Here is a 25,715-nt window from a genome sequence, read left to right on the forward strand (position 1 = left end):
TCGAACGTTTCAGCGCATATTATGCCGCTGAACGGATAAGGCCAGCCCGCCTATATCGGCTCCAGCAACCGCGTCCACTCTTCGGCACGCGGACGGGAGATAGACCATGATCGACGTTCGTCCCTTCGAAAGCCTCGGCGGCGCCAACCACGGCTGGCTCGACGCCAAGCATCATTTCTCCTTCGCCAGCTACCACGACCCGAAGCGGGTGCACTGGGGCAATCTGCGCGTCTGGAACGACGACGTGATCGCCCCGCACACCGGCTTCCCGCCGCATCCGCATCGCGACATGGAGATCATCACCTATGTCCGCGAAGGCGCGATCACCCACGAGGACAGCCTCGGCAACAAGGGGCGCACCGAAGCGGGCGACGTGCAGGTCATGTCGGCGGGCACCGGCATCACCCACAGCGAGCACAACCGCGAGGATACCGAGACCCGGATTTTCCAGATCTGGATCATCCCCGACAGGATGGGCGAGCAGCCGTCGTGGGGCGCACAGCCCTTCCCCAAGGGCGACCGCGCCGGCAGCTTCGTGACGCTCGCCAGCGGCCGGGCCGGTGACGAAGGCGCGCTGCCGATCCGCACCGACGCCCGCGTGGTCGGCGCCACGATCCGCGCCGGCGAGACGCTGAGCTACACGCTCGATGCCGGCCGCCACGCCTATCTGGTGTCGGCGACGGGCAGGATCGAGGTGAACGGCACCGCGGCCAACGCCCGCGACGGCGTCGCGGTCACCGACGTAACCGAGATCGTCATCACGGCGGTCGAGGACAGCGAAGTGGTGCTGGTCGACGCCGCCTGACGCGCTCGACTGATCTGCCCAGGGAGGCCGCCGACGGAAGCGTCGGCGGCCTCTTCGCAGGTGACGCGCCAGTGCCGCCCCTGCAACACACCCGTCATCCTGACGCAAGTCAGGATCTCCCTCCGCGTGGCGCAGCGCTCTCACCGACGCCGGCCGGCCTTCACCAGGAGATCCTGACTTTCATCAGGATGACGAGCTTGGGGTGAGGTCGCCCCGCCTGCCGCGACCGGGCGGGCAGGACTGTTCAACTCCATCGAACAATTTGCTCGAATTTATGCGGCTACATCGAAATCAGTCGAAGGCCCATCTCTGCATCTCTACCGGCGCCCGTTGCGACGCCGGCGCAACAGGAGCCAGACCATGACCAACTCGATTTCGATCACCGCCGACCGCCCGCTCGACACGACCACGGGCGCCGTCGTCCCCTTCGTCGGCCGCAGCCTGCTGGCTAGCATCTTCATCCTGTCGGGCGTCGCCAAGCTCGGCGATCCGGCGGGCACCATCGGCTATATCGCCGCGACCGGCCTCCCCCTCCCCGAGCTGGGCTTCGTGCTCGCCGTCGCGGTCGAGGTGATCGGTGGCCTATTGCTGGTGCTCGGCTACCGGACTCGCCTTGTCGCCGCCGGCCTCGCCGCCTTCTCGATCGCCACGGCTGTCTTCTTCCACAGCGCGCTCGGCGACCAGAACCAGTTCATCCACTTCTTCAAGAACCTCGCGATGGCCGGCGGCTTGCTGCAGGTCGTCGCCTTCGGCGCCGGCCGGTTCAGCCTCGACGCCCGCCGCTAACCCCTGATTTCCAAGGAGATACGCCATGACCCGCATTCTCGTCGTCAACAGCGCCGCCACCGGTGAGACCTCGGTGTCGAAGACGCTGATCAAGGGCTTCATCGAGACCGTCCGCGCCAACGACCCGGCCGCCTCGGTCGTTACCCGCGATGTCGGCCATGAGCCGCTGCCGCACCTGACCGCCGCTTCCCTCGCCGGCGTCCGCGGCCAGCCGTCGACCGATGCCGAGCGCGCCGCCCGCGCCACCTCCGACGCGCTGATCGCCGAGCTTCGCGCCGCCGACCTCATCGTCATCGGTGCGCCGATGTATAATTTCGGCATCGCCTCGACCCTGAAGGCGTGGTTCGACCATGTGCTCCGCGCCGGCGAGACCTTCCGCTACACCGCCGCCGGCCCCGAAGGGCTGCTGACCGGCAAGCGCGCCATCGTCGTCGAGACGCGCGGCGGCCTTTACAGCGAAGGCCCGGCCGCGGTGATGGACGCGCAGGAGCCGCATCTGCGCACCCTGCTCGGCTTCGTCGGCATCACCGACATCACCTTCGTCCGCGCCGAGCGGCTGGGCATGGGTCCGGAGGCCGGCGCCGCGGCGATCAATGCGGCGAACGATGCGCTGAAGGCGTTCATCGCCGCCTGATTTTGCGCGATTGCCCTCCGAAGGGAGGCGGTATCCAGCCCCGGATGCCGCCTCTTTTTTTGTGTTCCGCGCACGGGGCGTGTAAGGATCGCGCCGGGGGAATTTCAGGTAACGTCGCATGCCGGGTCGGAGTTTAGTTGAGCGGTTTCGCCGCGGTCGCGCGGCGCGCCCGGTCGATCGCGTGCCCGACGATCCGGTGCGGGCGCTGCACGAGGCGGAGGAGCGCTACCGGCTGGCCGCGCGGGCGACCGACGACGCCACCTGGGACTATGACCTCCTCGACCAGACGGTACGCTGGAACGAGGCGCTGACCCGCCGCTTCGGCCATGCCCCGAAGGATCTTTTTACCCGGGTAGAATGGTGGTCTGACCATATTTACCCGGGTGATATTCAGCGGGTGACCGACAGCATCGAGGCGGTGATCGCCGGCACCGGCGAATCCTGGACCGAGGAATATCGCTTCCGCCGCGCCGACGGCAGCTACGCCGACGTGCTCGATCGCGGCTTCGTCATCCGCGACGAGCAGGGGCGCGGCACCCGCATGGTCGGCGCCATGCTCGACCTTAGCGACCGCCGCCGCACCGAAGCGGCGCTGCGGGCGAGCGAAGAGCGGCTGCGGCTGGCGCAGGAGGCTGGGCGCCTCGGCACCTTCGAGTGGAATGCCGGCCATGAGGGCGCCGATGTCAGCGACACCCACTGCGATATCCTCGGCCTGCCGCGCGGCAAGCGGATCACCAACGCCGAGTTCCGGTCGGTCATCCACCCCGACGACCTGCCGCGCGTCGCCGCGCATGGCGCCGAGGTGCGCGCCGGCACGGCGAGCGAGGACATCGAGTTCCGGGTGATCCGCCCGTCCGACGGCGCCACCCGCTGGGTATGGCTGAGCGCCCGCACCTTCCGCAACGGCGAAGGCAAGGTCATCCGCCAGATCGGCGTCAGCGAGGACATCACCGAGCGCAAGCTCGCCGCCGACCGTCTGCGCGACAGTGAAGAGATGCTGCGGCTGGCGCAGGAAGCCGCCGGCATCGGCTCCTTCGAATGGAATCTGAAGACCGGCGAAAGCCGCGGCAGCCCGACCGCCTACCGCATCTTCGGCCTGCCGCCGACCGACAAGATCAACCTGCCGTCGCTGACCCACATCATCCATCCCGACGATCAGGACGAGGTCCGCGACCATATCCTCCGCGCCGGCCGCGGCGAGACGCACAGCAGCATCGAGCATCGCGTCATCCGCACCACCGACGGCGTGGAACGCTGGCTGCGCGTCACCGGCCGCACGCTGCCCGATGCCGCCGGCGACCTGATGCGCCGCGTGGGTATCGTCGAGGACATCACCGACGAGAAGCTCGCCGAGGCGCGGCTGCGCGAGAGCGAGGAAAATTACCGCTTCACCGTCGAACTGAGCCCGCAGCTCGCGTGGACGGCCAACGGCGACGGCTCCTGCGTGGAGCTGAAGCGGCCGATCACCGAATATCCCGGCGTGCCGATGAGCGCGACCTTCGACGACTGGGCCGACGACGTCATCCACCCCGACGACGCGACCTACCGCCGCCGCGCCTGGGTACATTCGATGAAGACCGGCAGCCACTACGATTGCGAGTTCCGCGCCCGTCACCGCGACGGCAGTTTCCGCTGGGTCCGCTCCCGCGGCTGGCCGCGCCGCGACGAGACCGGCGCGGTGGTCAAATGGTATGGCGTCATCGAGGACGTCCATCCGCAGCGCGCCGCCGAACAGCAGTTGCAGCGGCTGCAGGACGAGCTGACGCAGGTCGCGCGGGTCAGCGCGATGGGCACGCTCGCCTCGGCGCTGGCGCATGAGCTGAACCAGCCGCTGACCGCCGTCGCCAATTACATGGCGGGCAGCAAGCGGCTGCTGGTCAACCATGGCGCCGCCGCCACCGATGTCGTCCTCGAGGCGCTCGACAATGCGGCGAAGTCGGCGGTGCAGGCCGGCGAGATCGTGCGGCGGTTACGCGATCTCGTCTCGCGCGGCGAGGTCAACGCGCAGCGCGTCGAGATCGCCACGCTGGTGCACGAGGCCTGCGAGCTGACCTTCGGCGACGGTCGCGGCCGCTCGATCGACCAGAGCTTCGACTTCGCGCCCGAGGCCGCGGTGGTGCTCGCCGACCGCATCCAGTTGCAGCAGGTGCTGGTCAATCTGCTGCGCAACGCTGCCGAGGCGATGGAGGACAGCGAACTGCGCAGCATCCGCCTTTCCGCAAAACCGTCAGGCGACGACATGGCGCTGATCCGAGTCGAGGACAGCGGCACCGGCGTCGCGCCGCAGGTGAAGCGCCACCTGTTCTCGCCCTTCGTCACCACGAAGGAGAGCGGCATGGGCGTCGGCCTGTCGATCTGCCGCTCGATCGTCGAGGCGCATGGCGGGCAGCTGTGGGTGGAAGACGCCCCCGGTGGCGGCGCGGCCTTCTGCTTTACCTTGAAGCGCGCCGACTAGCGTCCATCGCCAACGCGAAGGCGCCGGCGATACCCGCGTCGTCACCCAAAGCCGGCGGCACCAGATAATCGTCGCCCTTCAACCGCGGGTGCGGGATGAAGCCGGCGAGATAGCGCCGCATCGCGTCCGTCACCGGCCCGTGCAGCCCACCCGCATTCATCACGCCGCCGCCGAGCACGATGCGCTGCGGGCTGAGCAGGAACACTGCCTGCGCGCAAAGCTGGCCGAGATAGTCGGCGAGGATGGCGCGGAACGGGTGATCCTCGGGCAACTCGTCGAGTGGCGCGCCGAGCCGGTCGCGGATCGCCGGGCCGCTCGCCAGCCCCTCGACGCAATCGCCGTGAAAGCGGCAGATGCCGGGATAGGCGTCATGCGGGTGACGGCGCACCAGTACATGGCCCATTTCCGGATGGGTGAGGCCGTGACGCGTCTTTTCGTCCTGCACGAAGCCGCCGCCGATGCCGGTGCCGACGGTGAAATAGACGATGCTTTCGAAGCCCTTGCCGGCGCCCCAGCGCGCCTCGCCGAGCGCCGCGCCGTTGACGTCGGTATCGATCGCCGCCGGGCAGCCGAGCTGCCGCACGAACGGGCCGAGGATGTCGGTATCGTCCCAGCCGGGCTTGGTGCCGGCGAACACGCAGCCATAGGTCGGCGACGCGGGGTCGAGATCGGCGGGGCCGAAGGTAGCGATGCCGAGCCCGGCAAGCGGCCCGAACTCGGCGACGGCGCCATCCAAGAAGGCGGCGATCTCGGGCATCGTCTCGTCGGGGTGGCGCGTCGCGATGCGCGCGCGGCGGCGGATATCGGCGGGGCCGCTGCCGACCGCGACGTTGATCTTGGTGCCGCCGGCTTCGATGGCGGCATAGAGGGGCGTGGCGTTCATCTCCTTCTAGCTAACATGGCTTCCCCCGATTGCTAGGTTGACCCCGGCGGCACGGCGGTGGCTCATCGCGCCATGCTAACGCTCTATCACTGCGCCGATGCCCGCTCCTTCCGTTGCCTCTGGGCGCTGGAGGAGTTGCAGCTTCCCTATGAGCTGAAGCTGCTCCCCTTCCCGCCGCGCTGGCGGCAGCCCGACTATCTCGCCGAGAACCCCCTGGGCACCATCCCGCTGCTGGTCGATGGCGACACCCGGCTGACGGAGTCGGCGGCGATCGCGCAATATCTGGCGACGCGCGACGGCCCGACGCCGCTATCGGTCGAGCCCCACGATGCCGACTATGGCGCCTGGCTCAACTGGCTGCACCACGGCGAGGCGACACTGACCTTTCCGCAGACGCTCGTCCTCCGCTACCGCCGGCTGGAGCCCGAGGAGCGGCGGCTGCCGCAGGCGGCGGACGACTATGCGCGCTGGTATCAGAAGCGGCTGGAGGAAGGCGTCGCCCGCACTTTGTCCGACGGACGGCACTGGCTGTGCGCCGGCCGCTTCACCGCCGCCGACATCTCGGTCGGCTATGCGCTGCTGCTGGCCAACAGCCTCGGCATGGGCGACGATTTCCCGCCGGTGATCGCCGCCTATTGGGAACGGCTGAAAGCGCGCGACGGCTTCCGCCGCGCCAAGGCGGCGCAGAAGGCCGCGCCGAAAATCGAGACGCTTTGATCCTGATCAAAGCGTCGCGGGCCTGACTCGCGCATCCTGGTTTCAGCGACGGGGATCGCCCCCGCCTTCGACCAGGAGGCCATCATGAGCCAGGAAGCCCTTCTTCACCGCGACGCCTTCATGCGCGAAGCGCGCCCGACCGTCTCGCCGGTCGCCGCCGCGCCGTTCCAGCCGGGCTTGCGCCGCTTCGACATTCATCCGCGCGTCTACGGCATCATGCTGGCGTCGCTCGCCACCTTCATGGGCAGCTATGTCGCCGCCTTCTCGGCGGGCAAGGGCATGCCGATCCTGCTGGTGATCTGCGGCATCTCCTTCGTCGCCTATTTCGGCCTTGCCAGCCTGATGGAGCGGGTGTCGGGCGACCGCCAGCCCGACCAGAGCTGGGTGAGCTTCATGCGCCGCGGCGTCGACACCGACAGCGGCCACATGAGCGGCAGCGCGGCGCTGTGGCAGGTGGTGACCCTGCCGCTGCTGATGGCCGGTTTCGGGCTGTTCGTGCTGACCTACAAGGCGTTCCTCTAACCGCCTGACACAAGCTCCCCTTCCTTCGCGGAGGTGAACCTGGCCCTCTTCCAACCCCATCCGGAGGAGGGCCATTTTCTTGTGCGTCAGCGATATTCGCGCTCGTCCCACCAGGGGAAGAAGTCGGGCATGCCGTCGGACACCTTGTCGGGGTACACCGCCGGCCGCTTCTCGAGGAAGCTGACCACGCCTTCGCGCGCATCGCCGGCGCGACCGCGGGCGTAGATGGCGCGGCTGTCGATCTTGTGCGCCTCCATCGGATTGTCGGCGCCGAGCATCCGCCACATCATCTGGCGAGTGAGCGCCACCGAAACCGGCGCGGTGTTGTCGGCGATCTCGCGGGCCAGCGCATAGGCCGCCGGCAGCAGTTCGTCCGCCTTGTGGACCGATCGCACCAGCCCGCCGTCCTTCGCCTCCTGCGCGCCGAACACCCGGCCCGAATAGCACCATTCGAGCGCCTGCGAGATGCCGACCAGCTTCGGCAGGAAATAGCTCGACGCCGCCTCCGGCACGATGCCGCGCCGCGCGAACACGAAGCCGAACTTCGCGTCCTCGCTGGCGAGGCGGATGTCCATCGCGAGCTGCATGGTGACGCCGATGCCGACCGCCGGGCCGTTCACCGCCGCGATCACCGGCTTCAGGGATTTGAAGATGCGCAAGGTCACGCGACCGCCGCCGTCGCGCACGGCAGGGTGGCTGTAGTCGACGCTGCCATCTTCGCGCACCGGCGAGCCATGCTCGGATCGTGGTGCGTCCTTGCGGTTGTCATAGTCGAAGGTCTTGGCGCCCTGCGACAAGTCCGCGCCCGCACAGAAGGCGCGGCCGTCGCCGGTGACGATAATGGCGCGGACGGCATCGTCGGCATCCGCCTTGTCGAAGGCGTCGATCAGCTCGGCCATCATCTCGCCGGTGAAGGCGTTGAGCTTCTCCGGGCGGCTGAGCGTGATCGTCAGGATGCCGTCGGCGACGTCGTATTTGATCGTGGTGTAGGCCATCGGACTACAACCGCTCGATGATGGTGACGTTGGCGAGGCCGCCGCCTTCGCACATCGTCTGCAGGCCGTAGCGCTTGCCGTGGGTGTGCAGCGCGTGGACCAGCGTGGTCATCAGCTTGGTGCCCGAGGCGCCCAGCGGGTGGCCGAGCGCGATGGCGCCGCCGTGGATGTTGAGCTTCGCCGGGTCGGCGTTCAGCTCCTTCAGCCAGGCGGTGGGGATGCTCGCGAACGCTTCGTTCACCTCATAGAGGTCGATGTCCTCGATCTTCATGCCGGCGCGTTCGAGCGCCCGCCGTGTCGCGTTGATCGGTGCTTCGAGCATGATGACCGGGTCCTCGCCGAACACGCTGACGTGATGGACGCGGGCGATCGGCTCGACGCCGAGCGCCTTCAGCCCGCGCTCGCTCACCACCATGACGCCGCTGGCGCCATCGCAGATCTGGCTGGAGGTGGCCGCGGTCAGCCGCCCGCCGTCGACGAGCAATTTCACGCCCTTGATGCCGTCGAGGCTGGCGTCGAAGCGGATGCCCTCGTCGACATGATGCTGCTCGGTGGCGCCGTCCTCGGTGGTCACCGCGACGGGCACGATTTCCCTGGTGAACGAACCGGCCTGCGTCGCCGCGGCGCCGCGGCGGTGGCTTTCATAGGCGTAAGCGTCGAGTTCGTCCTTCGACAGATCGTACTTCTTAGCCACCATCTCGGCGCCGGCGAACTGGCTGAACGACACGCCCGGATAACGCGCCTTCATGTTCGGCGACATCGAGGTGCCGAGGCCGGCGTCGTAGGGAAGCTTGCTGGTCATGCCCATCGGCACGCGCGTCATGCTTTCGACGCCCGCGGCGATGATGATGTCCTGCGTGCCCGACAGCACCGCCTGCGCTGCGAACTGCAGCGCCTGCTGTGAGGAGCCGCACTGGCGGTCGACCGAGGTGGCGGGGACGCTTTCGGGCAGCGACGAGGCGAGCACCGCGTTGCGCGCGATGTTGTTCGCCTGCTGGCCGCCCTGCGTGACGCAGCCCATGATGACGTCGTCGATCAGCTTCGGGTCGGCGCCGGTGCGCGCGACCAGCGAGTCGAGCACCTGCGCGGCGAGATCGGCCGGGTGCCAGTCCTTCAGCCGCCCGCCCCTGCGCCCGCCCGCCGTGCGCGCCGCCGCCACGATATATGCCTCGGCCATCTCGCTCTCCCTGTGATCCCGATCGGTACCGGGTTACTTGGCGGCCGGACGGACGGGCACTCGGATATTGCACAGGTCCACCCCGCGCATGCCGATCATGAAGCCGTCGCGTTCGCGGTTGGCGCGGGCGTCGACGAAGGTGGCGAAAGCCTTGCCGTCGGTGCGCATCACTTCGAGGTCGATGCGCTCGGCCGCCGGCACGTCGGTGCCGAGGCGCACGCGCTTGATCGGTACGCGCTGCGATTCCTGTTCATAGAAGCCGAGCTGCCCGGTGCCGCGCGGCAAGGCGGTCATCAGCTCCATTCCCTGCAGGATGCGGCCGACACCGGCATAGTTGCGGTCGAGGTGGCGCGGCGCCTGCCCGATCATCGTGTAGAGTTCGGCACCCGAGCCGCTTTCGGTTGACTCGCCGCGCCCGACGCCGACGACGCCGTAGCATTGCGCCATCCACGCCCGGCCCTTGCCGTCGCTCGCTGCCTGAAAGCCGTCGACGAAACCGACCTGTCGCGCATAGGCGTCGCGGTGGTTGAGGCGGGTGAAGGCGAGGCCCTTCGCCGACCGTTCGGCCTCCAGCGGCAGCGTGGCTTTCGCGGTGCCGAGCGACTTCTTCTCGGTGCCGTCGCCCCATTGCGTGACATAGTTCTCCTGCACCCGGTTGATCGAGGTGCCGTCGAAGAAGCGCTCCTTCACCAAGGTCTTGATGTTGTCGACGTGGAGCGGCGCGAATTGCGGCGCCAGTTCGATGATCACTGTGCCGCCGTTCACCTCCATGTAGAGCGTGTTCGCCGGATCGACGCGGCGCCAGTCGGCGGGTTGCGCGGCGGCAACCGCCTCGGCGGTGCCGGGCTTCTTGGCGGGCGCGAAGGCGGTGAGCGAGACGGCGGCGATGGCGAGCGCGAGGCGCTTCATGATTCCTCCCCAAGGTGATGTGGAGAGGAGCATGGCAGCGGCTTGGGCAGGGTCAAGACCGGCGCAAAAGCTTGTGCTATGCGAGACGCCCGAACCGCGAAGGGGAGCGCATGACCGGTACCGTCGTCCAGATCGACCGCAACGACCTTCGCCGGGCGACGCCCGAGCCGCTGTATCCGCCGCCGCTGGCGCCGGGGCAGGCGCGCTTCCGCGTCGACAGCTTCGCGCTCACCGCCAACAACGTCACCTACGCGGCGCACGGCGACGACCTGCATTACTGGCGCTTCTACCCGGGCGCGGAAGGCTTCGGCATCGTGCCGGTATGGGGCTTCGGCACCGTCGAGGAATCGCGGGCCGAGGGCGTAGCGCCGGGCGACCGCTTCTATGGCTATTGGCCGATGGCGACGCACGCGGTGCTGTCGCCGGTGAAGGTGTCCTTGCGCGGCTTCAGCGACGGGGCGGCGCATCGCGACGGGCTGGCCCCGATCTACAATAATTACCAGCGCTGGACCGGATCGCCCGCCGACGAGGCGCCGCAGGCGCTGTTCCGGCCGCTCTACACCACATCGTTCCTGCTCGCCGACCGGCTGTCGCGCGGGGTGCGTCCCGAAGCGGTGCTGATGTCGAGCGCGTCGTCGAAGACGGCACTGGGCCTCGCGAAGGCGATCGAGGGCGACGGGATGCGGCGCATCGGCCTGACCTCGCCGCGCAACCGCGCCTTCGTCGAGGCGACCGGCGCCTTCGACCAGGTGCTGACCTATGACGAGATCGACGAGGCCGAGGCGGTCAGCGCCGCCTATGTCGATTTCTGCGGCGACCCGCAGATCAATGGCGCGGTGCACGCGCATTTCGGCGACCGGCTGGCGATGAGCATCATCGTCGGCGACACGCGGTGGGACAGCGACAAGACCCGCGCACCGCTCGCCGGGCCGGCGCCGGAGTTCTTCTTTGCACCGACCTACCTCGTCGAGCGGCTCGCCGAGCTGGGGCCGGCGGAGTTCGACCGGCGGCTGCAGCTGAGCTGGGACGCGTTCGTCAAGTTCAGCCGCGGCTGGCTGCACGTCGTGGACGGGCACGGGCCGGACGCGACCATCGGGCAATGGGCACGGCTGGTCGACGGCAGCGTTGATCCGGCGGAAGGGTTGATGCTGTCGCTGTGGGCCGAATCGGCGGACGGCGATGCACCCGCCTGAAACAACCGGCTTCGCCAAACGTCTGCGAAACGAAAGATTCGTGCCGTCGCTGACCAGATAGGTCAACAATGTTGCCATATCTCGATCGCCTCTTGGCGGAGCCGATCGGGCGGCGTTAAGGCGGCAGCTTACTCTGGAGGGAGACGCCGCCGTGGCGCGACGCAACAGCCGTCCCTTGAGCCTCTATATCCCCGAGCCGAACGCGCGGCCGGGCGACGAGGCCGATTTCAGCCGTTTCGAGATTCCGCCCGCCGGATCGGTGGCGCGGCCCGACACCGCGGTCGCCGCCGCGGATATCCGCCCGATGGCCTATACGCTGGTGCGCGTGCTCGACGAGCAGGGCCAGGCGGTGGGACCGTGGGACCCCAAGCTCGACGCCGACACGCTGCGCCGCGCGCTGCGCGCGATGATGCTGACCCGCGCGTTCGACGAGCGCATGTACCGCGTGCAGCGGCAGGGCAAGACCAGCTTCTACATGAAGTGCACCGGCGAGGAGGCCGTCGCCTGCGCCGCCGCGATGGCGATCGACAATGACGACATGTGCTTCCCGACGTACCGCCAGCAGGGCCTGCTGGTGACGCGCGGCTACAGCCTCGTCGACATGATGTGCCAGATCTATTCGAACGAGCGCGACCCGCTCAAAGGTCGCCAGCTGCCGATCATGTATTCGTCGAAGGCGGCGGGCTTCTTCTCGATCTCGGGCAACCTCGGCACGCAGGTGCCGCAGGCGGTGGGCTGGGCGATGGCCTCGGCCTATTCGGAAGACACGCGCATCGCCGCCGCCTGGACGGGCGAAGGCGCGACCGCCGAGGGCGACTTCCATTATGCGATGACCTTCGCCGCCGTTTATCGCGCGCCGGTCATCATCAACGTCGTCAACAACCAGTGGGCGATCTCGAGCTATTCGGGCATCGCCGGCGGCGACGAGGCGACCTTTGCGGCGCGGGCGCTCGGCTACGGCATGGCGGGGCTGCGCGTCGACGGCAACGATTTCCTCGCCGTTTACGCCGCGACGCAATGGGCGGCGGAGCGGGCGCGCACCAACCAGGGCGCGACCCTGATCGAGCATTTCACCTACCGCGCCGAAGGCCATTCGACGAGCGACGACCCGGCGCGCTACCGCCCCTCGGAGGAAGCCAAGCGCTGGCCGCTCGGCGATCCGATCGAGCGGTTGAAGCAGCACCTCATCGCCATCGGCGAATGGGACGAGGCGCGGCACGCCGCGCTCGGCAAGGAGCTGGTCGAGGAAGTGAAGGCCGCCGGCAAGGAGGCCGAGAGCTACGGCACGCTGTCGGGCGAGAATATCGTCAAGGCGGACTCGATGTTCGACGATGTGTTCAAGGACGTGCCCTGGCACCTCGCCGAGCAGCGCGACCAGGCGGAAGCGGAGCGTCAAGCATGGCACAAATGAACATGATCCAGGCGCTCAATTCGGCGCTGGACGTCATGATGGAGCGCGACCGCCAAGTGCTGACCTTCGGCGAGGACGTCGGCTTCTTCGGCGGCGTGTTCCGGGTGACCGACGGGCTGCAGAAGAAATACGGGCTGAAGCGCTGCTTCGACACGCCGATCGCCGAGGGCGGCATCGTCGGCATGGCGGTGGGCATGGGCGCCTACGGCCTGCGCCCGGTCGCCGAGATCCAGTTCGCGGATTACATCTATCCGGGGCTCGACCAGATCATCTCGGAAGCGGCGCGGCTGCGGTATCGCACCGCGGGCGAGTTCACCTCGCCGATCACCATCCGCTCCCCCTATGGCGGCGGCATCTACGGCGGCCAGACGCACAGCCAGTCGCCCGAGGCGATCTTCACGCACGTCGCGGGGCTGAAGACGGTCATCCCGTCGACTCCTTACGACGCCAAGGGCTTGCTGATCTCGGCGATCGAGGATGACGACCCCGTCGTGTTCTTCGAGCCGAAGCGCATATACAACGGCCCCTTCGACGGCAACCACAGCCGCCCGGTGACGCCGTGGGCGAAGCATGCGGCGAGCGAGGTGCCGGAGGGCTATTACACCGTGCCGCTCGGCAAGGCGGCGATCGCGCGCGAGGGCAACGACGTCACCGTGCTCGCCTATGGCACGATGGTTCATGTCGCGATCGGCGCGGCGGAGGAGACCGGCATCGACGCCGAGGTGGTCGACCTGCGCACCCTGTGGCCGGTCGATATCGAGGCGATCGAGGAGTCGGTAAAGAAGACCGGCCGCTGCGTCATCATCCACGAGGCGACGCGGACCTCGGGTTTCGGCGCCGAGCTGTCGGCGCTGGTGCAGGAGCGCTGCTTCTACCACCTCGAGGCGCCGATCGAGCGGGTGACCGGGTTCGACACCCCCTACCCGCACTCGTTCGAATGGAATTATTTCCCCGGCCCGATCCGGGTCGGCTCCGCGCTGCGGCGCGTGATGGAGGCATAGATGGCGCGCTTCATTTTCAAGCTCCCCGACATCGGCGAAGGCATCGCGGAGGCCGAAGTCGCCGAATGGCGCGTGAAGGTCGGCGACGTCATCGAAGAAGACCAGCCGCTGGTCGACATGATGACCGACAAGGCGACCGTCGAGCTGACCTCGCCGGTCGGCGGCACGATTGTCGCGGTCGCCGGCGAGGCGGGCGTGATGGTCGCGACCGGCGCCGAGCTGGTGGTGATCGAAACCGCCGCCGATGCGCCGGCGGTGGTCGAAGAAGAAAAGCCCGCGCCGAAGGCGGCGCCTGCGCCGGTCGAGGCGCCAAAGGCGGCAGCGAAGAAGGAGGCCGCGCCAGCTCCCGCCCCTGCCCCCGCTCCTGCACCGGTCGCCGAGCCCGCGCATGAGACCCGCACGCTGGCGGCGCCGGCCGTGCGGCAGCGCGCCAAGGAGCTCGGTATCGATATGGCCCAGGTGAAGGCGTCGGCGCCGAACGGGCGTATCCGTCATGCCGATCTGGATGCGTTCGTCGCCTATTCTGGCGGTGGTGGTTCGGCGGCTCCGCGCGTGGCGGCGCCGACCGGCAAGCCGCGCGAGGGCGTCGAGGCGGTGAAGGTCATCGGCCTCAGGCGCAAGATCGCCGAGAAGATGCAGGAAGCGAAGCGCCGCATCCCGCACATCACCTATGTCGACGAGATCGACGTCACCGAGATCGAGGCGCTGCGCGCGCAGTTGAACGCGCAGTACGGCAAGGAGCGCGGCAAGCTGACCCTGCTGCCGTTCCTGGTGAAGGCGATCGTCAAGGTGCTGCCGCGCTTCCCGCAGGTGAACGCGCGCTATGACGACGACGCCGGCGTCCTCAACCAATATGAGGGCGTGCATGTCGGCATCGCCGCGCAGACGCCGGGCGGCCTCGTCGTCCCCGTGCTGCGCCATGCCGAGACGCATGATCTGTGGAGCGCCGCCGCCGAAATCGGCCGCCTCGCCACCGCCGCCAAGGACGGCAAGGCGAACGCGAAGGAACTGGCCGGATCGACGATCACCATCACCAGCCTCGGCGCGATGGGCGGCCTCGTCACCACCCCGGTCATCAATCATCCCGAGGTCGCCATCGTCGGCGTCAACAAGATGATCGAGCGGCCGGTGGTGAAGAACGGCCAGATCGTCATCCGCAAGATGATGAACCTGTCGAGCGGGTTCGATCACCGGATCGTCGATGGCTGGGATGCGGCGGAGTTTGTGCAGGCGGTGAAGATGCTGCTCGAGCATCCGGCGACGTTGTTCATCGACTAGGCCGGTACACCCTCACCCTCCCATCCTGCGGATGGGCCCCTCCCTCTCCCGCAAGCGGGCGAGGGGTTTGAACGGGTGCGCTCCTCCTTTCCAAGCATCGTCATCCCCGCGCAGGCGGGGATCCATTACCGCCGACGCTTCGGAGAATGGATCCCCGCCTGCGCGGGGATGACGATGTGTGTGGTTAAGTGCGGGGAAGCCCAGCCGGGCTAGCGCGCCTTTCGCAGCCCTTCCGGCTTGTGCGCCGCCCGCGCGCCGGTCTTGGCGCTCTCGACGATATACTCCGGATTATCCGGCGAGGCGGCGACCTTGTGATCCTTGATCTTGGTCGGCGCGGTGACCTTGCGGATCACCTTGCCCGTCACCTCGCCCTGGCTGCTGTTCCAGGCGACAGAATCGCCTTTGCGGAAGGTCTTTTCGGTGCTCATCCGGGGTCAACGAGCGGCGCTTTCCCGCGTTCCGAAGCCCCGGCATCCCTGCGTGGAAATACGGTATTCGGGGTTGCAACGACGGCAGGTAATAGGTTGATCGCACGCCGTTATTCGTGACGCGGGCAGCACGCCTTCTGCAGGCACCACTGACACGGAAGTTTAACTTAAGCGCTGCTTAACCTTTGCCGCCCAGAACTCGGTTCGGGCAAACGAACGAGGGTATCGATGTACGGTTCGCAGGCGCAGGAAGTTCAGGGTTTCGACCGCGACGGCGGAGCGCCGGCGTGGCCGCGTGAAGCTTCCCTCGCGCTCGTTGCCGAACATCGCCCGACGATCCGCGAAGCCCGCGCCACGCTCGAATCGACGCTGATCGGCGACAGCCTCGCGATGCAGGAAGTCCGCCACCTGATCCGCCAGGTCGCCAAGAGCGACGCCTCGGTGATCGTCACCGGCCCGACCGGTAGCGGCAAGGAAGTCATCGCCAACGCCATCCACCGCGAAAGCCCGCGCGCCGCGCAGCCGTTCGTCGCCGTCAACACCGGCGCGATCCCGCGCGACCTGCTCGAATCGGAGCTGTTCGGCCACGAGAAGGGCTCGTTCACCGGCGCGATCAATCAGCGCCGCGGTCGCTTCGAGGAAGCCGATGGCGGCACGCTGTTTCTCGACGAAATCGGCGACATGCCGATCGACATGCAGGTGAAGCTGCTGCGCGTGCTCGAAGCGCGCTCGGTGCAGCGCGTCGGCGGACGCGGCCAGATCGCCGTCGACACCCGCATCGTCTCGGCGACGCACCGCGACATCGACGCGGCGATCGAGGAGCAGCGCTTCCGGGCCGACCTGTTCTTCCGCCTCGCCGTCTTCCCGATCGACCTGCCGTCGCTCGCCGAACGCCGCGAGGACGTGCCGCAGCTCGTTCGCCATTTCGTGGCGCTATCGAACGCGAAACTGAGCTTCAACCAGGCCGCGATCGAGCGGATGGCCAATCACGAATGGCCGGGCAACGTGCGCGAGTTGCGCAACGTCATCGACCGCGCCGCGATCATGTTCGGCGGCCAGGTGATCGGCGCCGAGCAGGCCGAGATGCTGCTGGCCCCGCGCGGCCGCCGCCTCGCCGCCGGTATCGCCACCGCCGCCGAGCCGGTCGCCGCGCCGATCGACGGCCAGCGCGACGCGCGCTCGCTGCTGACCGACCTCGCCAGCCGTTTGGGCGCCGAGCCGGCCGACATGGATGCCCCGCTGATCGGCGAAGAGCCGGTCGACCTGCGCACCACCGTCGCCGACATCGAGCAGCGCTACATCACCGAGGCGCTGCGCGCCGCGGACGGCGTGGTTGCGGAGGCGGCGCGGTTGCTGTCGCTGCAGCGCACGACGCTGATCGAGAAGATGCGCAAGCATGGGTTGAAGGCGGCGTAGGCAGCGCTCCGAGGCGCAACTGCCCATGTGATGGGCGGATATCATCAAGCTGTTGTACAAGCAGCAGGTGAGTCGCCTCTACCGCCCTTCGCTGCGCCACTTCGGCGTCTATCCGGTCGCAGCGATAGGCGCGGCTTTGAGCCTGTCGAGCGCGGCGCTCCTCCTATTCCGAAGCTATTGCGAACCTGTCGTGCGCATCGTCGCGCCGCTGTTGATGGGTCATCGCAGCGGCTATCGCTACGACCCTTCAGATTACTATTATTGGGTTGGCCTTTTGGCCGCCATGACAACGCTTTGGCTCGGGCTGAGCCTCTGGGCATTTCTCAAGCAGCCGGCGGAAGCAAGCCGCATCGATCGCGCCCTGAAATCGAAACTAACGCCCAGCGCGCGGGGCGCTCCGCTTGAGCCGAACTAAGCGTTTCTACCCGATCGCACTCCACGCCGACGCAATCTCCGCCAGCATCGACCGCGCCTGTTGCGCGAACATTGGCTCGTTGCTCTTGCCGCTGGCCATGATCAGCCGGCTGGCCTCGCGGTAGACGTCGGCGAGGTTCTGGGCGAGGTCGCCGCCGCGTTCCATGTCGAGGCTGGCCTGGAGGCCGCCGATGATCGACAGCGCGCGCGCCTGGCTTTGCGCGGCGCGGGCGAAGTCCTTGCGGGCGGCCGCCGCCGACAGCGTGTCGATGGCGTTCAGCGCCTCTTCGAACAGCATGGCGATCAGCTGGTGCGGGGTGGCCCCGGCCGCCCGCGTCTGCAGGTCGACATTCTGGTAGCTCGCCTGCGCCTTCGCAAAGGGGGATCGCGCCATGTACATCGTTCAAACTCCTCGTGGGGCCGCCGGCGTCAATTGTCGCTGTTGGCCCAGATCTTCATCTGCTGGTCGAGATAGGATTGCGTCGCCTTGAAGGCATTCACATTGCGGTCCATCGCCGAGAAGCTGGTGACCAGCCGCTCGTAATAGGCCGAGGAGCGCCGCTCGAAGGTCTCGCGATCCTCGGTGATGCGCTTGGTTTCCTTGGTCAGCCGGTCCTGCGTCGAGGCGAACGGCCCGTCGTTGGCGCGCAGCTTGTCGCGGATCGACTGCAGCGCGCCGCCGAGGCCGGCGTCAACGGTGATGGTGACGCTGGCGACGCTTTGGTCGGCGCGGATGATCAGGCCCTTGCCGTCCGACGTGGTCGGCACACGAAGCACGTTGCCGGTGCCGATCAGCGCGGTGGTGCCGATCATGCCGCTGGCGTCGCCGCCCGGCGGCGCCGCGACGATGTTGGTGAGCGTGTAGGTGCCGGGCTTTACCGTGCCCGACTTGTTGACCACCGCGATGCCGGCATGGCTGCTGTGCGTGCGCGGGTTGAACAGCGCCTCGACGGCGGCCGGATCGGCGTCCATCGCGGCGTTGAGCTTCAGGGTATCAACACGCAGCGAGCCGTCGCGATTGGTGGCGACGCCGATCTCCGACAGCGTCTTGTAGGCGCCGGTGCTGGAGAGCTGCGTCGTGGTCAGCTTGGCGAGTTCGCGCTGCATCTGGCGGATGCCGGCGTCGCCGCGAAGCGGGCCTGACGCGCTGTCGCTGGTCGCGGCGGCGGTCGTCTCGGCGAGCATCGTCTGAAGCTCGTTATAGGCCTCGACGAAATCGCTGACCGCCTGCTTGATGCCTTCCGTCGGGCGTATCGCACCCAGCGAGATCGTCTGGCCGACCGCCGCCTTCTTGAGGTCGATCTGAACGCCGGCGATCAGGTCGGAGAAGCTGTTGGTGCCGCGCCGCACCTCGACGCCGTCGAGCCGGACGATGGCGTCCTGCGCGGTCTGCGCCGCGGTCATGCCGCCGGTGACGCCGGGGCCGAAGGCGAAGCGCTCGAGGCCGCTGGTCGTGCCGCCCGGCACCGACAGGCTGAAGGCATTCGCCTCGCCGGTCGCGCCTTTGAGCATCAGCCGCGAGCCGTTGCTGTCGGTGACGATCGAGGCGGTGACGCCGGCGTTCCTGGCGTTGATCGCGCTCGCCAGCCCTTCGAGGCTGTCGTTGCCCGAGCCGATGGTGATGGCATGGCTGCCGCTGGCGGTGGTGAGCGTCAGCGTCCCCTGCCCGACCGCTGTCTGCGGGCCCGCGAGGTTCGCCGAGACGAGCGACTGCGCCTGCGCGAGCTGGCGCACTTCGATGCTGGCGGTGAGGTTGCCGAGGCTGGAGCCGGCGAGCGCCTTGGCGCTCAGCACGGTCGGGTCGGAGACGCTCGGCTGGGTGAACAGCGTGCCGCCCTCGACGAGCTTCGCGAGCGCCGAGGCGAAGCTGTCGATCGCGCCCGAGGCTTGCGCCAGCGCCGACACCTTCGCGGCATTGGCGGACTCGCGCTTGGTGAGCAGCGCCTCGCGCGGCGCCTTCTCGGCCTTCGCCAGGTCTTCGATCAGCGTCTTGGTGTCGATACCGGCACCAGCGCCCAGGCTATATCCGATCGACGAGACCATGGTTTTCCCTTCCGAGGATCAATAACGGCGGCGCGAACCGGGCCTTAAGGCTCGGCACGGCCATTTTCGTCGAAGCGTGCCTCGGTCGGCACGTCGATGGCGGGTTGCCGGCCGCCCTGGGCGACGACGGCATCGAGGTTGAAGACGAAGGCGAGCACCGTCGCGACCGCGAGATAGAGATCCTCGCGGACGATGTGGCCGACGCGTGTGGTGAAATAGATGGCGCGCGCGAGCTGCGGGTAGGACAGCATCGGCACGCCGCTTTCGGTCGCCAGCTCGCGGATGGCCGCGGCGGTGGCGCCGCGGCCGCGCGCGACGACGATCGGCGCCGAATCCTCGCCGGGGCGATAGCGCAGCGCGACGGCGAAATGCGTCGGGTTGGTGAGGATGACGGTCGCCTCCTGCACCGCGCTCCGCGCCGAGCCGCGCAGCGTTTCATACTGGCGGCGGCGGATCGCGGCCTTCAGCTCGGGCGAGCCTTCGGTCTGCTTATGCTCTTCCTTCACCTGCTGCTTCGACATGCGCAGGCGCGCGGTACGCTGGAACCATTGCGAGGGCACGTCGACCAGCGCGATCGCGGCGAGCGCCAGCGCCATCATCAGCACCGCGGTGGTGAAGGTTTCGCCGAACGCGCCGAGCGCCGGGCCGGGCTCGGTCGCCGACAGCGACAGCAGCTTCCCGAGCTGATCCTTCATCAGATAGTAGCCGACCGCGCCGAGCACGATCACCTTGGCGAGCGACTTCACCAGCTCGATCAGCCCCTGCATGCCGAAGATGCGCTTGAGGCCGGTCATCGGGTTGATCTTGTTCGCCTTGGGCGCGAAGGCGCCGGAGCGGAAACCCAGCGAGCCGATCAGCGCCGACGAGCCGACGGCGGCGACGAGCGTCATCGCGAAGAGGGCGGCGAGCGGGACGATGGTGAAGGCGATCAGCCGCAGCGCGGTGTCGGCGGGTGCGAAGCTCTTCACCTCGGAGCCGTCGAAGGTGAGGCCGTCGACGAGCATCGCCTTTAAGGAGCCGACCATCATCGGGCCGGCGATGGCGAAGAAGGCGGCGCCCGCCAGCATGACCAGCGCGGTGCCGAGCTCGCGGGACTGAAGGACGTCGCCCTTCTCGACCGCCTCGCGCTTGCGCTTCTCGGTCGGGGCTTCTGTCTGTTGGTCCTTGTCGGGCGCTTCCGACATCAGTCGGCCCTCGCGATGGTGCGCGCCATGTCGAGGCTGGCGGTGATCGTGGAGACGATGGCCTCGCCCATCACCGGCGCCGCCATGGCGAGAAGGACGATGCCGGCGAGCAGCGCCGCCGGCAGGCCGACCGCAAACAGGTTCAAGGCCGGGGCCGAGCGGGCGAGCACGCCCATGACGATCTGCACGAGGATCAGCGCCGAGCCGACGGGCAGCGCGATCGAGAGCCCCGCGGCGAACAATATGCCGCCGAAGTTGACGATGCTGCGCAGCGCGTCGGCGCTGAGCCAGGCTTCGCCCGGCGGCAGCGCGCGATAACTTTCGACGACGATGGCGGCGAGCGCGAGGTGGCCGCCGATGGCGAGAAACAGGAAGGTGGCGAGGATCGACAACAGCTGGCCGAGCGCCGGCGCCGACTGGCCCGACGCGGGATCGACCATGCCGGCAAAGCCGAGGCCCATCGCGTTGCCGATCGTCTCACCCGCGATCAGCGCGGCGGAGAAGCCCATCTGGATGGCGAAGCCCAAGGCGAGGCCGACGAGCACTTCGCCGGCAACCAGCATGAAGCCTTCGATCGAGGCAATGCCGTCCAGGGGCAGCTGAAATTCGGTGGCGGCCATCGCCGGGATGCCGATGGCGAGCGCGACGATCAGGCGGAGCTGCACCGGCACATAGGGCGCGCCGAAAACGGGCGCCGCGATGAACGCCGCGCCGGGGCGGATCATCGCGATCATCCACATCCAGAGCTGGGCTTCGACGCCGGCGAAGCCTGTCGGCATCATTGGGTCAGCTCGGGGATGCGGTCGAAGATCTCGCGCGTGAAATCGGCGATCAGCACGAGGATGGCGCCGCCGAACAGCGCGAGGCAGATGGCGACGACGATCAGCTTCGGGACGAAGCTCAAGGTCTGCTCGTTGATCGAGGTCGCCGCCTGGATCATACCGAGGACGAGACCGGCGATCAGTGCCGGGATCAGGATCGGCGCCGTCGCGAGCGCGAGCACCCACAGCGCCTGCTGTGCCACCCCGATAAAATAGTCGGCGCTCTCCATGACGCTATGTGGCGAAGGAGGCCGCCAGCGACCCCATGGTCAGCGCCCAGCCGTCGACGAGGACGAAGAGCAGCAGCTTGAACGGCATCGACACGATCGACGGCGACAGCATCATCATGCCGAGCGCCATCAGGGTGGAGGCGACGACGAGGTCGATGATGAGGAACGGCAGGAAGATCAGGAAGCCGATCTGGAACGCCGTCTTCAGCTCGCTGGTGACGAACGCCGGCAGCAGGATCGAGAAGGGAATTTCCTCGGGCGATTCAAAGCCGGGCGATTCAGCCAGCTCGGTGAACAGCTTCAGGTCGGTCTCGCGGGTCTGCTTGACCATGAAGCCGTGGAAGACCTCGGCCGAGCGCGAGACGGCTTCCTCGATGCTGATCTGGCCGTCGCCATAGGGCGTGTAGGCCACCTGGTTGATCTGGTCGATCGCGGGCCGCATCACGAACAGCGACAGGAAGAGGGCGAGGCCGACGAGCACCTGATTCGGCGGCGTCTGCTGAAGGCCCAAGGCCTGGCGCAGGATCGACAGCACGATGATGATGCGGGTGAAGCTCGTCATCATCAGCACCAGCGACGGCAGCACCGTCAGCAGGCTCATCAGGACGAGGATCTGCAGCGACAGCGACAGCGGCTTGCCGTCGCCGGCGATGGTGCTGACGGCGCGGTCGAGCGCACCGGTCTGCTGCGCCATCGCGGGGTCCGCGAAGACCAGCGCAACGAGCAGCGCGACCAGGCCGGCGAGGCCGATCAGCATCCTCCCCGGCACGGGGAGGGGAACCGCCGCAGGCGGTGGAGGGGAAACCGCCGCGCAGCCCCCTCCACCCTGCTGCGCAGGGTCCCCCTCCCCGTCCCGGGGAGAATTAGCCAGCCGATCAGTCATGAGAAGGGGCAAGCGGCGCCTCGGAGATCAGTTCGATCTTGCCGCGCGAGATGGCGAGCAGCAGCTGCTTGTCGGCGAATTCGACGACGGCCAGCCGGCCGGTCGCGCCCATCGGCACGGCGTCGAGCATCTTGATGCGGCGGTCGCGCTGACCGAAGGCCATGCCCGGCTGCGCCTTGCGCCACAGCCAGAGCGCGCCATAGGCCATCCCGCAGACGAGCGGGATGAGGATCAGCAGCTTGAGGATATAGCTGGTCATCAGGCGCGGCGCTCGAGGCTCCCGGTGGCGGCGTCGGTGTTGACCACGTCGATGACGCGGACCCCGAAGCGGCCGTTGACCATCACCACCTCGCCGCGCGCGATCAGCGTGCCGTTGGCGGTGATGTCGAGCAGCTCATGCGTCTGGCGGTCGAGCTCGACGACGCTGCCTTCGACGAGCTCGACGAGATCGGAGAGCTTCATCGAGGTGCTGCCAACCTGCACCGACAGGCGGATCGGCACGTCGGCGAGCAGCCGGAAGCTGGCCGCGGCGTCCACTTCCGCGTGCGGCGCGGGGGTGAAGGGCGCATCCTCCACGTCGACGGCGTTCATGCGATACTCCTGAGGTTCACACGTTGAATTCTGAGCGCGGCCTGTTCACCGACCTCGCCGATCGAGCCTTCGGCGACGATCCGCCCCTCGACGAGCAGCGGCACCATGCCGGGCACGTCGATCGGGATGATGTCGCCCGGCGCGAGCTTCATCAGCTCGGGGAATTTCATCGTCGGGCGGGCGAGCACCGAGCGGGCCTGCACCCGGACGTTGCCGAGCGCGCCCACGAGGCGCTCGCGCCATTCGTTGCCGACGAAACCGCCGTCATCGAGCACCTTCGACGTCAGCTCCCCCTCTACCGCGCGCAGCGAGGAGACGGGATAGAGCACATCTACAGTGGTCGGGCGGAAGCCGCCGGTGACGATGGTGTAGCTGGCGACGGCGACCGGATCCTCGCGGCGTACCAGTGTCGCGTAAGCCGTGTTGGTCTCGCGCGAGGTGATCTGCATCGAGACCGGCATCACCTCGGTCCACACATCGGCGAGCGCCGTGGTGAACGCATCGGCGAGGCGGACGACGAGCCGTTCCTCGGTCGGCGTGAATTCGGGGGTCTTCTTCGGCGCGACCGCGCCGGTGCCGCCGTAGAAAGCATCGACCAGCCACGACACGAATTCGGGCTCGACCGCCAGCAGCATGCCGCCCTTCAAGGGACGGAAGCGATAGAGGTGGAGGCTGGTGAACTCGGGCTTTTCGGTGCGCCACGTCTCGAACCGGCGGATCGCGACGGGGGCGGCCGACACGCGCGGCTTGACCCGCGCGAACGGCTCGATGACGTCGCGGACGCGGCGCGCCATGCGCTCCGACATGCGATCGAGCGCGGGAAGCGCCGCCGTCGGGCGGAACGCCTCGGTGCCGAAGGTGAACGGCTGAACGCCGCCCGCCGGTGCCGGGGTCGCTTCCTCGAAAGCGACCGGGTCGGCGGCTTTCGCGGTCTTGCTCATTGCATCACGAAGCTGGTGAAGTAGACGTCGTCGATCCCGCCGAAGCCTTCCTTCTCTTCCAGCACTTCGTTGACCGCCTTGGCGAGCCGCGCCTTCAGCACGACCTTGCCCTTCGGCGTCGACATCAGCGTCGGATCCTGGTCGGCGAGCTGCATCAGGATCGCCGAGCGAAGCGCCATTTCGTGGCGCTCGACGCTCTGCAGGACGCGCTCGTCATAATAGGTCGAGATGCCGACGCCGATCTGGATGAAGCCGGCGCCGTCGCGCAGGTTCGAGGTGAACTTCTCCTCGATCGGATAATAGCTCACCTGGAATTTGTCGGCCTCGACCGGGCGGGCGCCCACCACCTTGAAATTCTCGGGGTCCTCGCCTTCGCGCGGCACGAGATGGGGGTGATCGGGGTTCTCTTCCTCGGTGCCGGGCTTGCCGCCGAGAAGGCCGATGCTCTGCGCATAAAGCGCGCCGCCGGCGGCGCCGCCGCCCAGCACGACCGCGATCATCGCGAATTTGACGAGCTTCGACTTCTTCTTTTTCGGCTTCGGCGTGGTCGCCGCGTCAGCAGTATCCATGGTTACACCCCCTACGCATAGCGTTCAGCAGCGGAGCGCTGCTTCGGCGTTGCGTCCTCTTCCGCTGATTCTGGTTTCCAACTCGTTAAGTATTCTTGCGCCGGGACATCGCGGCCGCGATTTCCGCCCTGCCCGGCCTGCGAATGGGCTTGGTTGTTCTGGCCCTGACCGGAGAGATCGACATGCGTCTCGGCGATGCGCAGCCCTTGCGCCTTCGCCTCGGCGATGAGCTGCGGGCGGGCATCGGCGATGATCGTGCGCGCCGCCTCGGTATCGGCGGTGAGGCGAACCGACGCGCCATTCTGGCCCTGCGTCACCTCGACGTGCAGCGAGCCGAGATTTTCGGGGTTGAGCCTGAAACGCAGATTGCCCTCGGCCGAGGCGGTGCGGACGATGTCCTTCGTAAGCTGATCGAGCCAGGCGCCATCGCGGGCGATTTCGAGCTGACGCTCGACGGCGAGGTCGGCCTGAGCAACCTGCGGCTGGGCGGTGCTGCCGAGCGCCGACAGATCGTTGGCAAGCGTCGGCGCGGTGACGACGGCGGCAAGATCGGCGACGGGCGGCACCACCACCGGCGCCAGCGGCATCGGCGTCGGCGTCGGCAGCGGCGTCGGCAGCGGACGGTCGGCGAGGCTGACCGGTTCGCTGCTGGCGGCTTCGACGTTCGGCGGCGCGGCGGGCGCGCGGCCGGCGGTCGATGGCAACGAGCGCGGCGCGGCGAGGGTCTGCGGGATCGCGGCTTCGGCGACCTGCTTCTCGGCGACGACGGGCGTCGGGACGACCTCCACATTCGCAGCCAGCGGTGCCTTCACCGGCGTCTCCACGACAGGCGCTAGGGCGGCGTCGACTTTCGGTGTTGCGATCGCGACCGGCGCATCGAGCGCGGGCTGTTCAGCGGGTGCGGGATCGCCAGCGAGCAGCGCCGGTATCACTGCAGGCTGAGCGGCCAGCGCGGCGGTCGGCGGAGCGGCGGTTGGCGGAGGGGTGACCAGCGGCGTCTCGACCGGCTTTGCCGCGGCCTGCGACAAGGTCGGCGCAACCAGCGCGGCGAGCAGCGGCGGCAGGCCGAGCGAGTCGGGCGTCGGGGTGTCGGCGGCCTCGGCGGTTTCGGCGGCTTCGCCTTTGGGGGCGGCCTTCGGCTGCGGGGCGTCCTCCGCCGGCGTCGCCTTCGCGGCCTTCGCGGCGGTGCGCAGCAGCGCGACGCCGGGCACGACCAGCGCGGGATCGACCGGCGGGGTCGCTTCGATGGTTTCGGCGAGGCCTTCGGCGGGGATCAGCTCGCCGGCGACGGCGGGCGCGGCGGTGAGGCCGAGGCCCGAGAGAAGCTTGGCGAAGGCGTCGCCGGCGGGGGCACCGCCGGGCAGCGCAACGGCGCCGTCATCGGGCGCCAGTCCAAGCGTTGCGAGATTGAGGGCACTGACGTCCATCG

Annotated in this window: 28 protein-coding genes; 12 read left to right on the forward strand and 16 right to left on the reverse strand. The window is 68.2% G+C overall.

Features of this window, described 5'->3' with window-relative positions:
- Nucleotides 1-106 precede the first annotated feature (106 nt).
- The 4 genes from ACFOMD_RS16105 (at nt 107) to ACFOMD_RS16120 (ending at nt 4,680) form a co-directional block, all read left to right on the forward strand.
- On the forward strand, nt 107-805 hold the full coding sequence (locus ACFOMD_RS16105; RefSeq protein WP_380863209.1) for a pirin family protein: 699 nt from the start codon (nt 107-109) through the stop codon (nt 803-805).
- A gap of 360 nt (nt 806-1,165) precedes the next feature.
- Nucleotides 1,166-1,591 carry a DoxX family protein gene (locus ACFOMD_RS16110; RefSeq protein WP_380863210.1) on the forward strand — a complete coding sequence of 142 codons (426 nt, stop codon included), beginning with the start codon at nt 1,166-1,168 and terminating at the stop codon, nt 1,589-1,591.
- A 25-nt stretch (nt 1,592-1,616) separates the two neighbouring features.
- Nucleotides 1,617-2,225 (forward strand): FMN-dependent NADH-azoreductase, encoded by a 609-nt coding sequence (locus ACFOMD_RS16115; protein ID WP_380863212.1) that lies wholly within the window; start codon nt 1,617-1,619, stop codon nt 2,223-2,225.
- Nucleotides 2,226-2,406: 181 nt separating this feature from the next.
- Nucleotides 2,407-4,680 carry a PAS domain-containing protein gene (locus ACFOMD_RS16120; protein ID WP_380863214.1) on the forward strand — a complete coding sequence of 758 codons (2,274 nt, stop codon included), beginning with the start codon at nt 2,407-2,409 and terminating at the stop codon, nt 4,678-4,680.
- Here ACFOMD_RS16120 and ACFOMD_RS16125 read toward each other — a convergent pair.
- Nucleotides 4,658-5,563, reverse strand: a complete 906-nt coding sequence (locus ACFOMD_RS16125; RefSeq protein ID WP_380863216.1) for an ROK family protein — start codon at nt 5,561-5,563, stop codon at nt 4,658-4,660. The two genes, ACFOMD_RS16120 and ACFOMD_RS16125, sit on opposite strands and share 23 nt — an antisense overlap.
- A gap of 72 nt (nt 5,564-5,635) precedes the next feature.
- Here ACFOMD_RS16125 and ACFOMD_RS16130 point away from each other — a divergent pair, with 72 nt between their 5' ends.
- A complete protein-coding gene (locus ACFOMD_RS16130; protein WP_380863218.1) occupies nt 5,636-6,280 on the forward strand; it encodes a glutathione S-transferase family protein in 645 nt (214 codons plus the stop codon).
- 84 nt (nt 6,281-6,364) lie between these two features.
- A complete protein-coding gene (locus ACFOMD_RS16135) occupies nt 6,365-6,802 on the forward strand; it encodes a hypothetical protein (RefSeq protein ID WP_380863220.1) in 438 nt (145 codons plus the stop codon).
- A gap of 86 nt (nt 6,803-6,888) precedes the next feature.
- On the opposite strand, the gene ACFOMD_RS16140 is transcribed toward ACFOMD_RS16135, so the two are convergent.
- Genes ACFOMD_RS16140 through ACFOMD_RS16150 form a run of 3 tightly spaced genes read right to left on the reverse strand, consistent with a single transcriptional unit; the run spans nt 6,889 to nt 9,883 of the window.
- On the reverse strand, nt 6,889-7,797 hold the full coding sequence (locus tag ACFOMD_RS16140; RefSeq protein WP_380863221.1) for a crotonase/enoyl-CoA hydratase family protein: 909 nt from the start codon (nt 7,795-7,797) through the stop codon (nt 6,889-6,891).
- A gap of 4 nt (nt 7,798-7,801) precedes the next feature.
- Nucleotides 7,802-8,974: an acetyl-CoA C-acetyltransferase gene (locus ACFOMD_RS16145; RefSeq protein WP_380863223.1), complete on the reverse strand. Its 1,173-nt coding sequence runs from the start codon at nt 8,972-8,974 to the stop codon at nt 7,802-7,804.
- 33 nt (nt 8,975-9,007) lie between these two features.
- Nucleotides 9,008-9,883, reverse strand: coding sequence for a peptidylprolyl isomerase (locus tag ACFOMD_RS16150; protein WP_380863225.1), 876 nt, complete (start codon nt 9,881-9,883; stop codon nt 9,008-9,010).
- Between the two features lie 110 nt (nt 9,884-9,993).
- Here ACFOMD_RS16150 and ACFOMD_RS16155 point away from each other — a divergent pair, with 110 nt between their 5' ends.
- The 4 genes from ACFOMD_RS16155 to ACFOMD_RS16170 all read left to right on the forward strand — a co-directional run bounded on the left by ACFOMD_RS16155 (nt 9,994) and on the right by ACFOMD_RS16170 (nt 14,766).
- Complete coding sequence (locus ACFOMD_RS16155) at nt 9,994-11,076, forward strand: DUF2855 family protein (RefSeq protein WP_380863227.1); 1,083 nt, start codon at nt 9,994-9,996, stop codon at nt 11,074-11,076.
- Nucleotides 11,077-11,227: 151 nt separating this feature from the next.
- Nucleotides 11,228-12,487, forward strand: coding sequence for a 3-methyl-2-oxobutanoate dehydrogenase (2-methylpropanoyl-transferring) subunit alpha (locus tag ACFOMD_RS16160; protein WP_380863229.1), 1,260 nt, complete (start codon nt 11,228-11,230; stop codon nt 12,485-12,487).
- A complete protein-coding gene (locus ACFOMD_RS16165; protein ID WP_380863474.1) occupies nt 12,484-13,488 on the forward strand; it encodes an alpha-ketoacid dehydrogenase subunit beta in 1,005 nt (334 codons plus the stop codon). The genes ACFOMD_RS16160 and ACFOMD_RS16165 overlap by 4 nt, the downstream gene beginning before the upstream one ends.
- Nucleotides 13,489-14,766 (forward strand): dihydrolipoamide acetyltransferase family protein, encoded by a 1,278-nt coding sequence (locus tag ACFOMD_RS16170; protein WP_380863231.1) that lies wholly within the window; start codon nt 13,489-13,491, stop codon nt 14,764-14,766. It abuts the gene before it with no gap.
- Between the two features lie 209 nt (nt 14,767-14,975).
- Here the strand turns inward: ACFOMD_RS16170 and ACFOMD_RS16175 are convergent, their stop codons facing one another.
- Nucleotides 14,976-15,194: a hypervirulence associated TUDOR domain-containing protein gene (locus ACFOMD_RS16175; protein ID WP_380863233.1), complete on the reverse strand. Its 219-nt coding sequence runs from the start codon at nt 15,192-15,194 to the stop codon at nt 14,976-14,978.
- Between the two features lie 228 nt (nt 15,195-15,422).
- Here ACFOMD_RS16175 and ACFOMD_RS16180 point away from each other — a divergent pair, with 228 nt between their 5' ends.
- Both ACFOMD_RS16180 and ACFOMD_RS16185 read left to right on the forward strand, forming a co-directional pair.
- Nucleotides 15,423-16,610: a sigma-54 interaction domain-containing protein gene (locus ACFOMD_RS16180; RefSeq protein ID WP_380863235.1), complete on the forward strand. Its 1,188-nt coding sequence runs from the start codon at nt 15,423-15,425 to the stop codon at nt 16,608-16,610.
- 52 nt (nt 16,611-16,662) lie between these two features.
- Nucleotides 16,663-17,025 carry a hypothetical protein gene (locus ACFOMD_RS16185; RefSeq protein WP_380863237.1) on the forward strand — a complete coding sequence of 121 codons (363 nt, stop codon included), beginning with the start codon at nt 16,663-16,665 and terminating at the stop codon, nt 17,023-17,025.
- Nucleotides 17,026-17,031: 6 nt separating this feature from the next.
- Here the strand turns inward: ACFOMD_RS16185 and ACFOMD_RS16190 are convergent, their stop codons facing one another.
- The 11 genes from ACFOMD_RS16190 to ACFOMD_RS16240 all read right to left on the reverse strand — a co-directional run bounded on the left by ACFOMD_RS16190 (nt 17,032) and on the right by ACFOMD_RS16240 (nt 25,713).
- Nucleotides 17,032-17,418 carry a flagellar export chaperone FliS gene (locus ACFOMD_RS16190; RefSeq protein WP_380863239.1) on the reverse strand — a complete coding sequence of 129 codons (387 nt, stop codon included), beginning with the start codon at nt 17,416-17,418 and terminating at the stop codon, nt 17,032-17,034.
- Nucleotides 17,419-17,453: 35 nt separating this feature from the next.
- Nucleotides 17,454-19,067, reverse strand: coding sequence for a flagellar filament capping protein FliD (fliD, locus tag ACFOMD_RS16195; protein WP_380863241.1), 1,614 nt, complete (start codon nt 19,065-19,067; stop codon nt 17,454-17,456).
- Nucleotides 19,068-19,111: 44 nt separating this feature from the next.
- Complete coding sequence (gene flhB, locus ACFOMD_RS16200; protein WP_380863243.1) at nt 19,112-20,251, reverse strand: flagellar type III secretion system protein FlhB; 1,140 nt, start codon at nt 20,249-20,251, stop codon at nt 19,112-19,114.
- Complete coding sequence (fliR, locus tag ACFOMD_RS16205) at nt 20,251-21,033, reverse strand: flagellar biosynthetic protein FliR (protein ID WP_380863245.1); 783 nt, start codon at nt 21,031-21,033, stop codon at nt 20,251-20,253. The genes flhB and fliR overlap by 1 nt, the downstream gene beginning before the upstream one ends.
- Nucleotides 21,030-21,302 carry a flagellar biosynthesis protein FliQ gene (fliQ, locus tag ACFOMD_RS16210; RefSeq protein ID WP_380863247.1) on the reverse strand — a complete coding sequence of 91 codons (273 nt, stop codon included), beginning with the start codon at nt 21,300-21,302 and terminating at the stop codon, nt 21,030-21,032. Before fliQ ends, fliR begins: the two co-directional genes overlap by 4 nt.
- Nucleotides 21,303-21,306: 4 nt before the next feature.
- Nucleotides 21,307-22,059 carry a flagellar type III secretion system pore protein FliP gene (gene fliP, locus ACFOMD_RS16215; protein WP_380863249.1) on the reverse strand — a complete coding sequence of 251 codons (753 nt, stop codon included), beginning with the start codon at nt 22,057-22,059 and terminating at the stop codon, nt 21,307-21,309.
- Between the two features lie 118 nt (nt 22,060-22,177).
- Nucleotides 22,178-22,444, reverse strand: coding sequence for a flagellar biosynthetic protein FliO (locus tag ACFOMD_RS16220; protein WP_380863251.1), 267 nt, complete (start codon nt 22,442-22,444; stop codon nt 22,178-22,180).
- Complete coding sequence (fliN, locus tag ACFOMD_RS16225) at nt 22,444-22,776, reverse strand: flagellar motor switch protein FliN (RefSeq protein ID WP_380863253.1); 333 nt, start codon at nt 22,774-22,776, stop codon at nt 22,444-22,446. The genes ACFOMD_RS16220 and fliN overlap by 1 nt, the downstream gene beginning before the upstream one ends.
- On the reverse strand, nt 22,773-23,717 hold the full coding sequence (locus ACFOMD_RS16230; protein ID WP_380863255.1) for a flagellar motor switch protein FliM: 945 nt from the start codon (nt 23,715-23,717) through the stop codon (nt 22,773-22,775). The genes fliN and ACFOMD_RS16230 overlap by 4 nt, the downstream gene beginning before the upstream one ends.
- Nucleotides 23,714-24,286, reverse strand: coding sequence for a flagellar basal body-associated FliL family protein (locus ACFOMD_RS16235; protein WP_380863257.1), 573 nt, complete (start codon nt 24,284-24,286; stop codon nt 23,714-23,716). Before ACFOMD_RS16235 ends, ACFOMD_RS16230 begins: the two co-directional genes overlap by 4 nt.
- An 11-nt stretch (nt 24,287-24,297) precedes the next feature.
- On the reverse strand, nt 24,298-25,713 hold the full coding sequence (locus tag ACFOMD_RS16240; protein ID WP_380863259.1) for a flagellar hook-length control protein FliK: 1,416 nt from the start codon (nt 25,711-25,713) through the stop codon (nt 24,298-24,300).
- Between the last annotated feature and the right edge of the window lie 2 nt (nt 25,714-25,715).

Origin of the sequence: Sphingoaurantiacus capsulatus (assembly GCF_042648405.1) — a bacterium.
GTDB lineage: Bacteria > Pseudomonadota > Alphaproteobacteria > Sphingomonadales > Sphingomonadaceae > Sphingoaurantiacus > Sphingoaurantiacus capsulatus.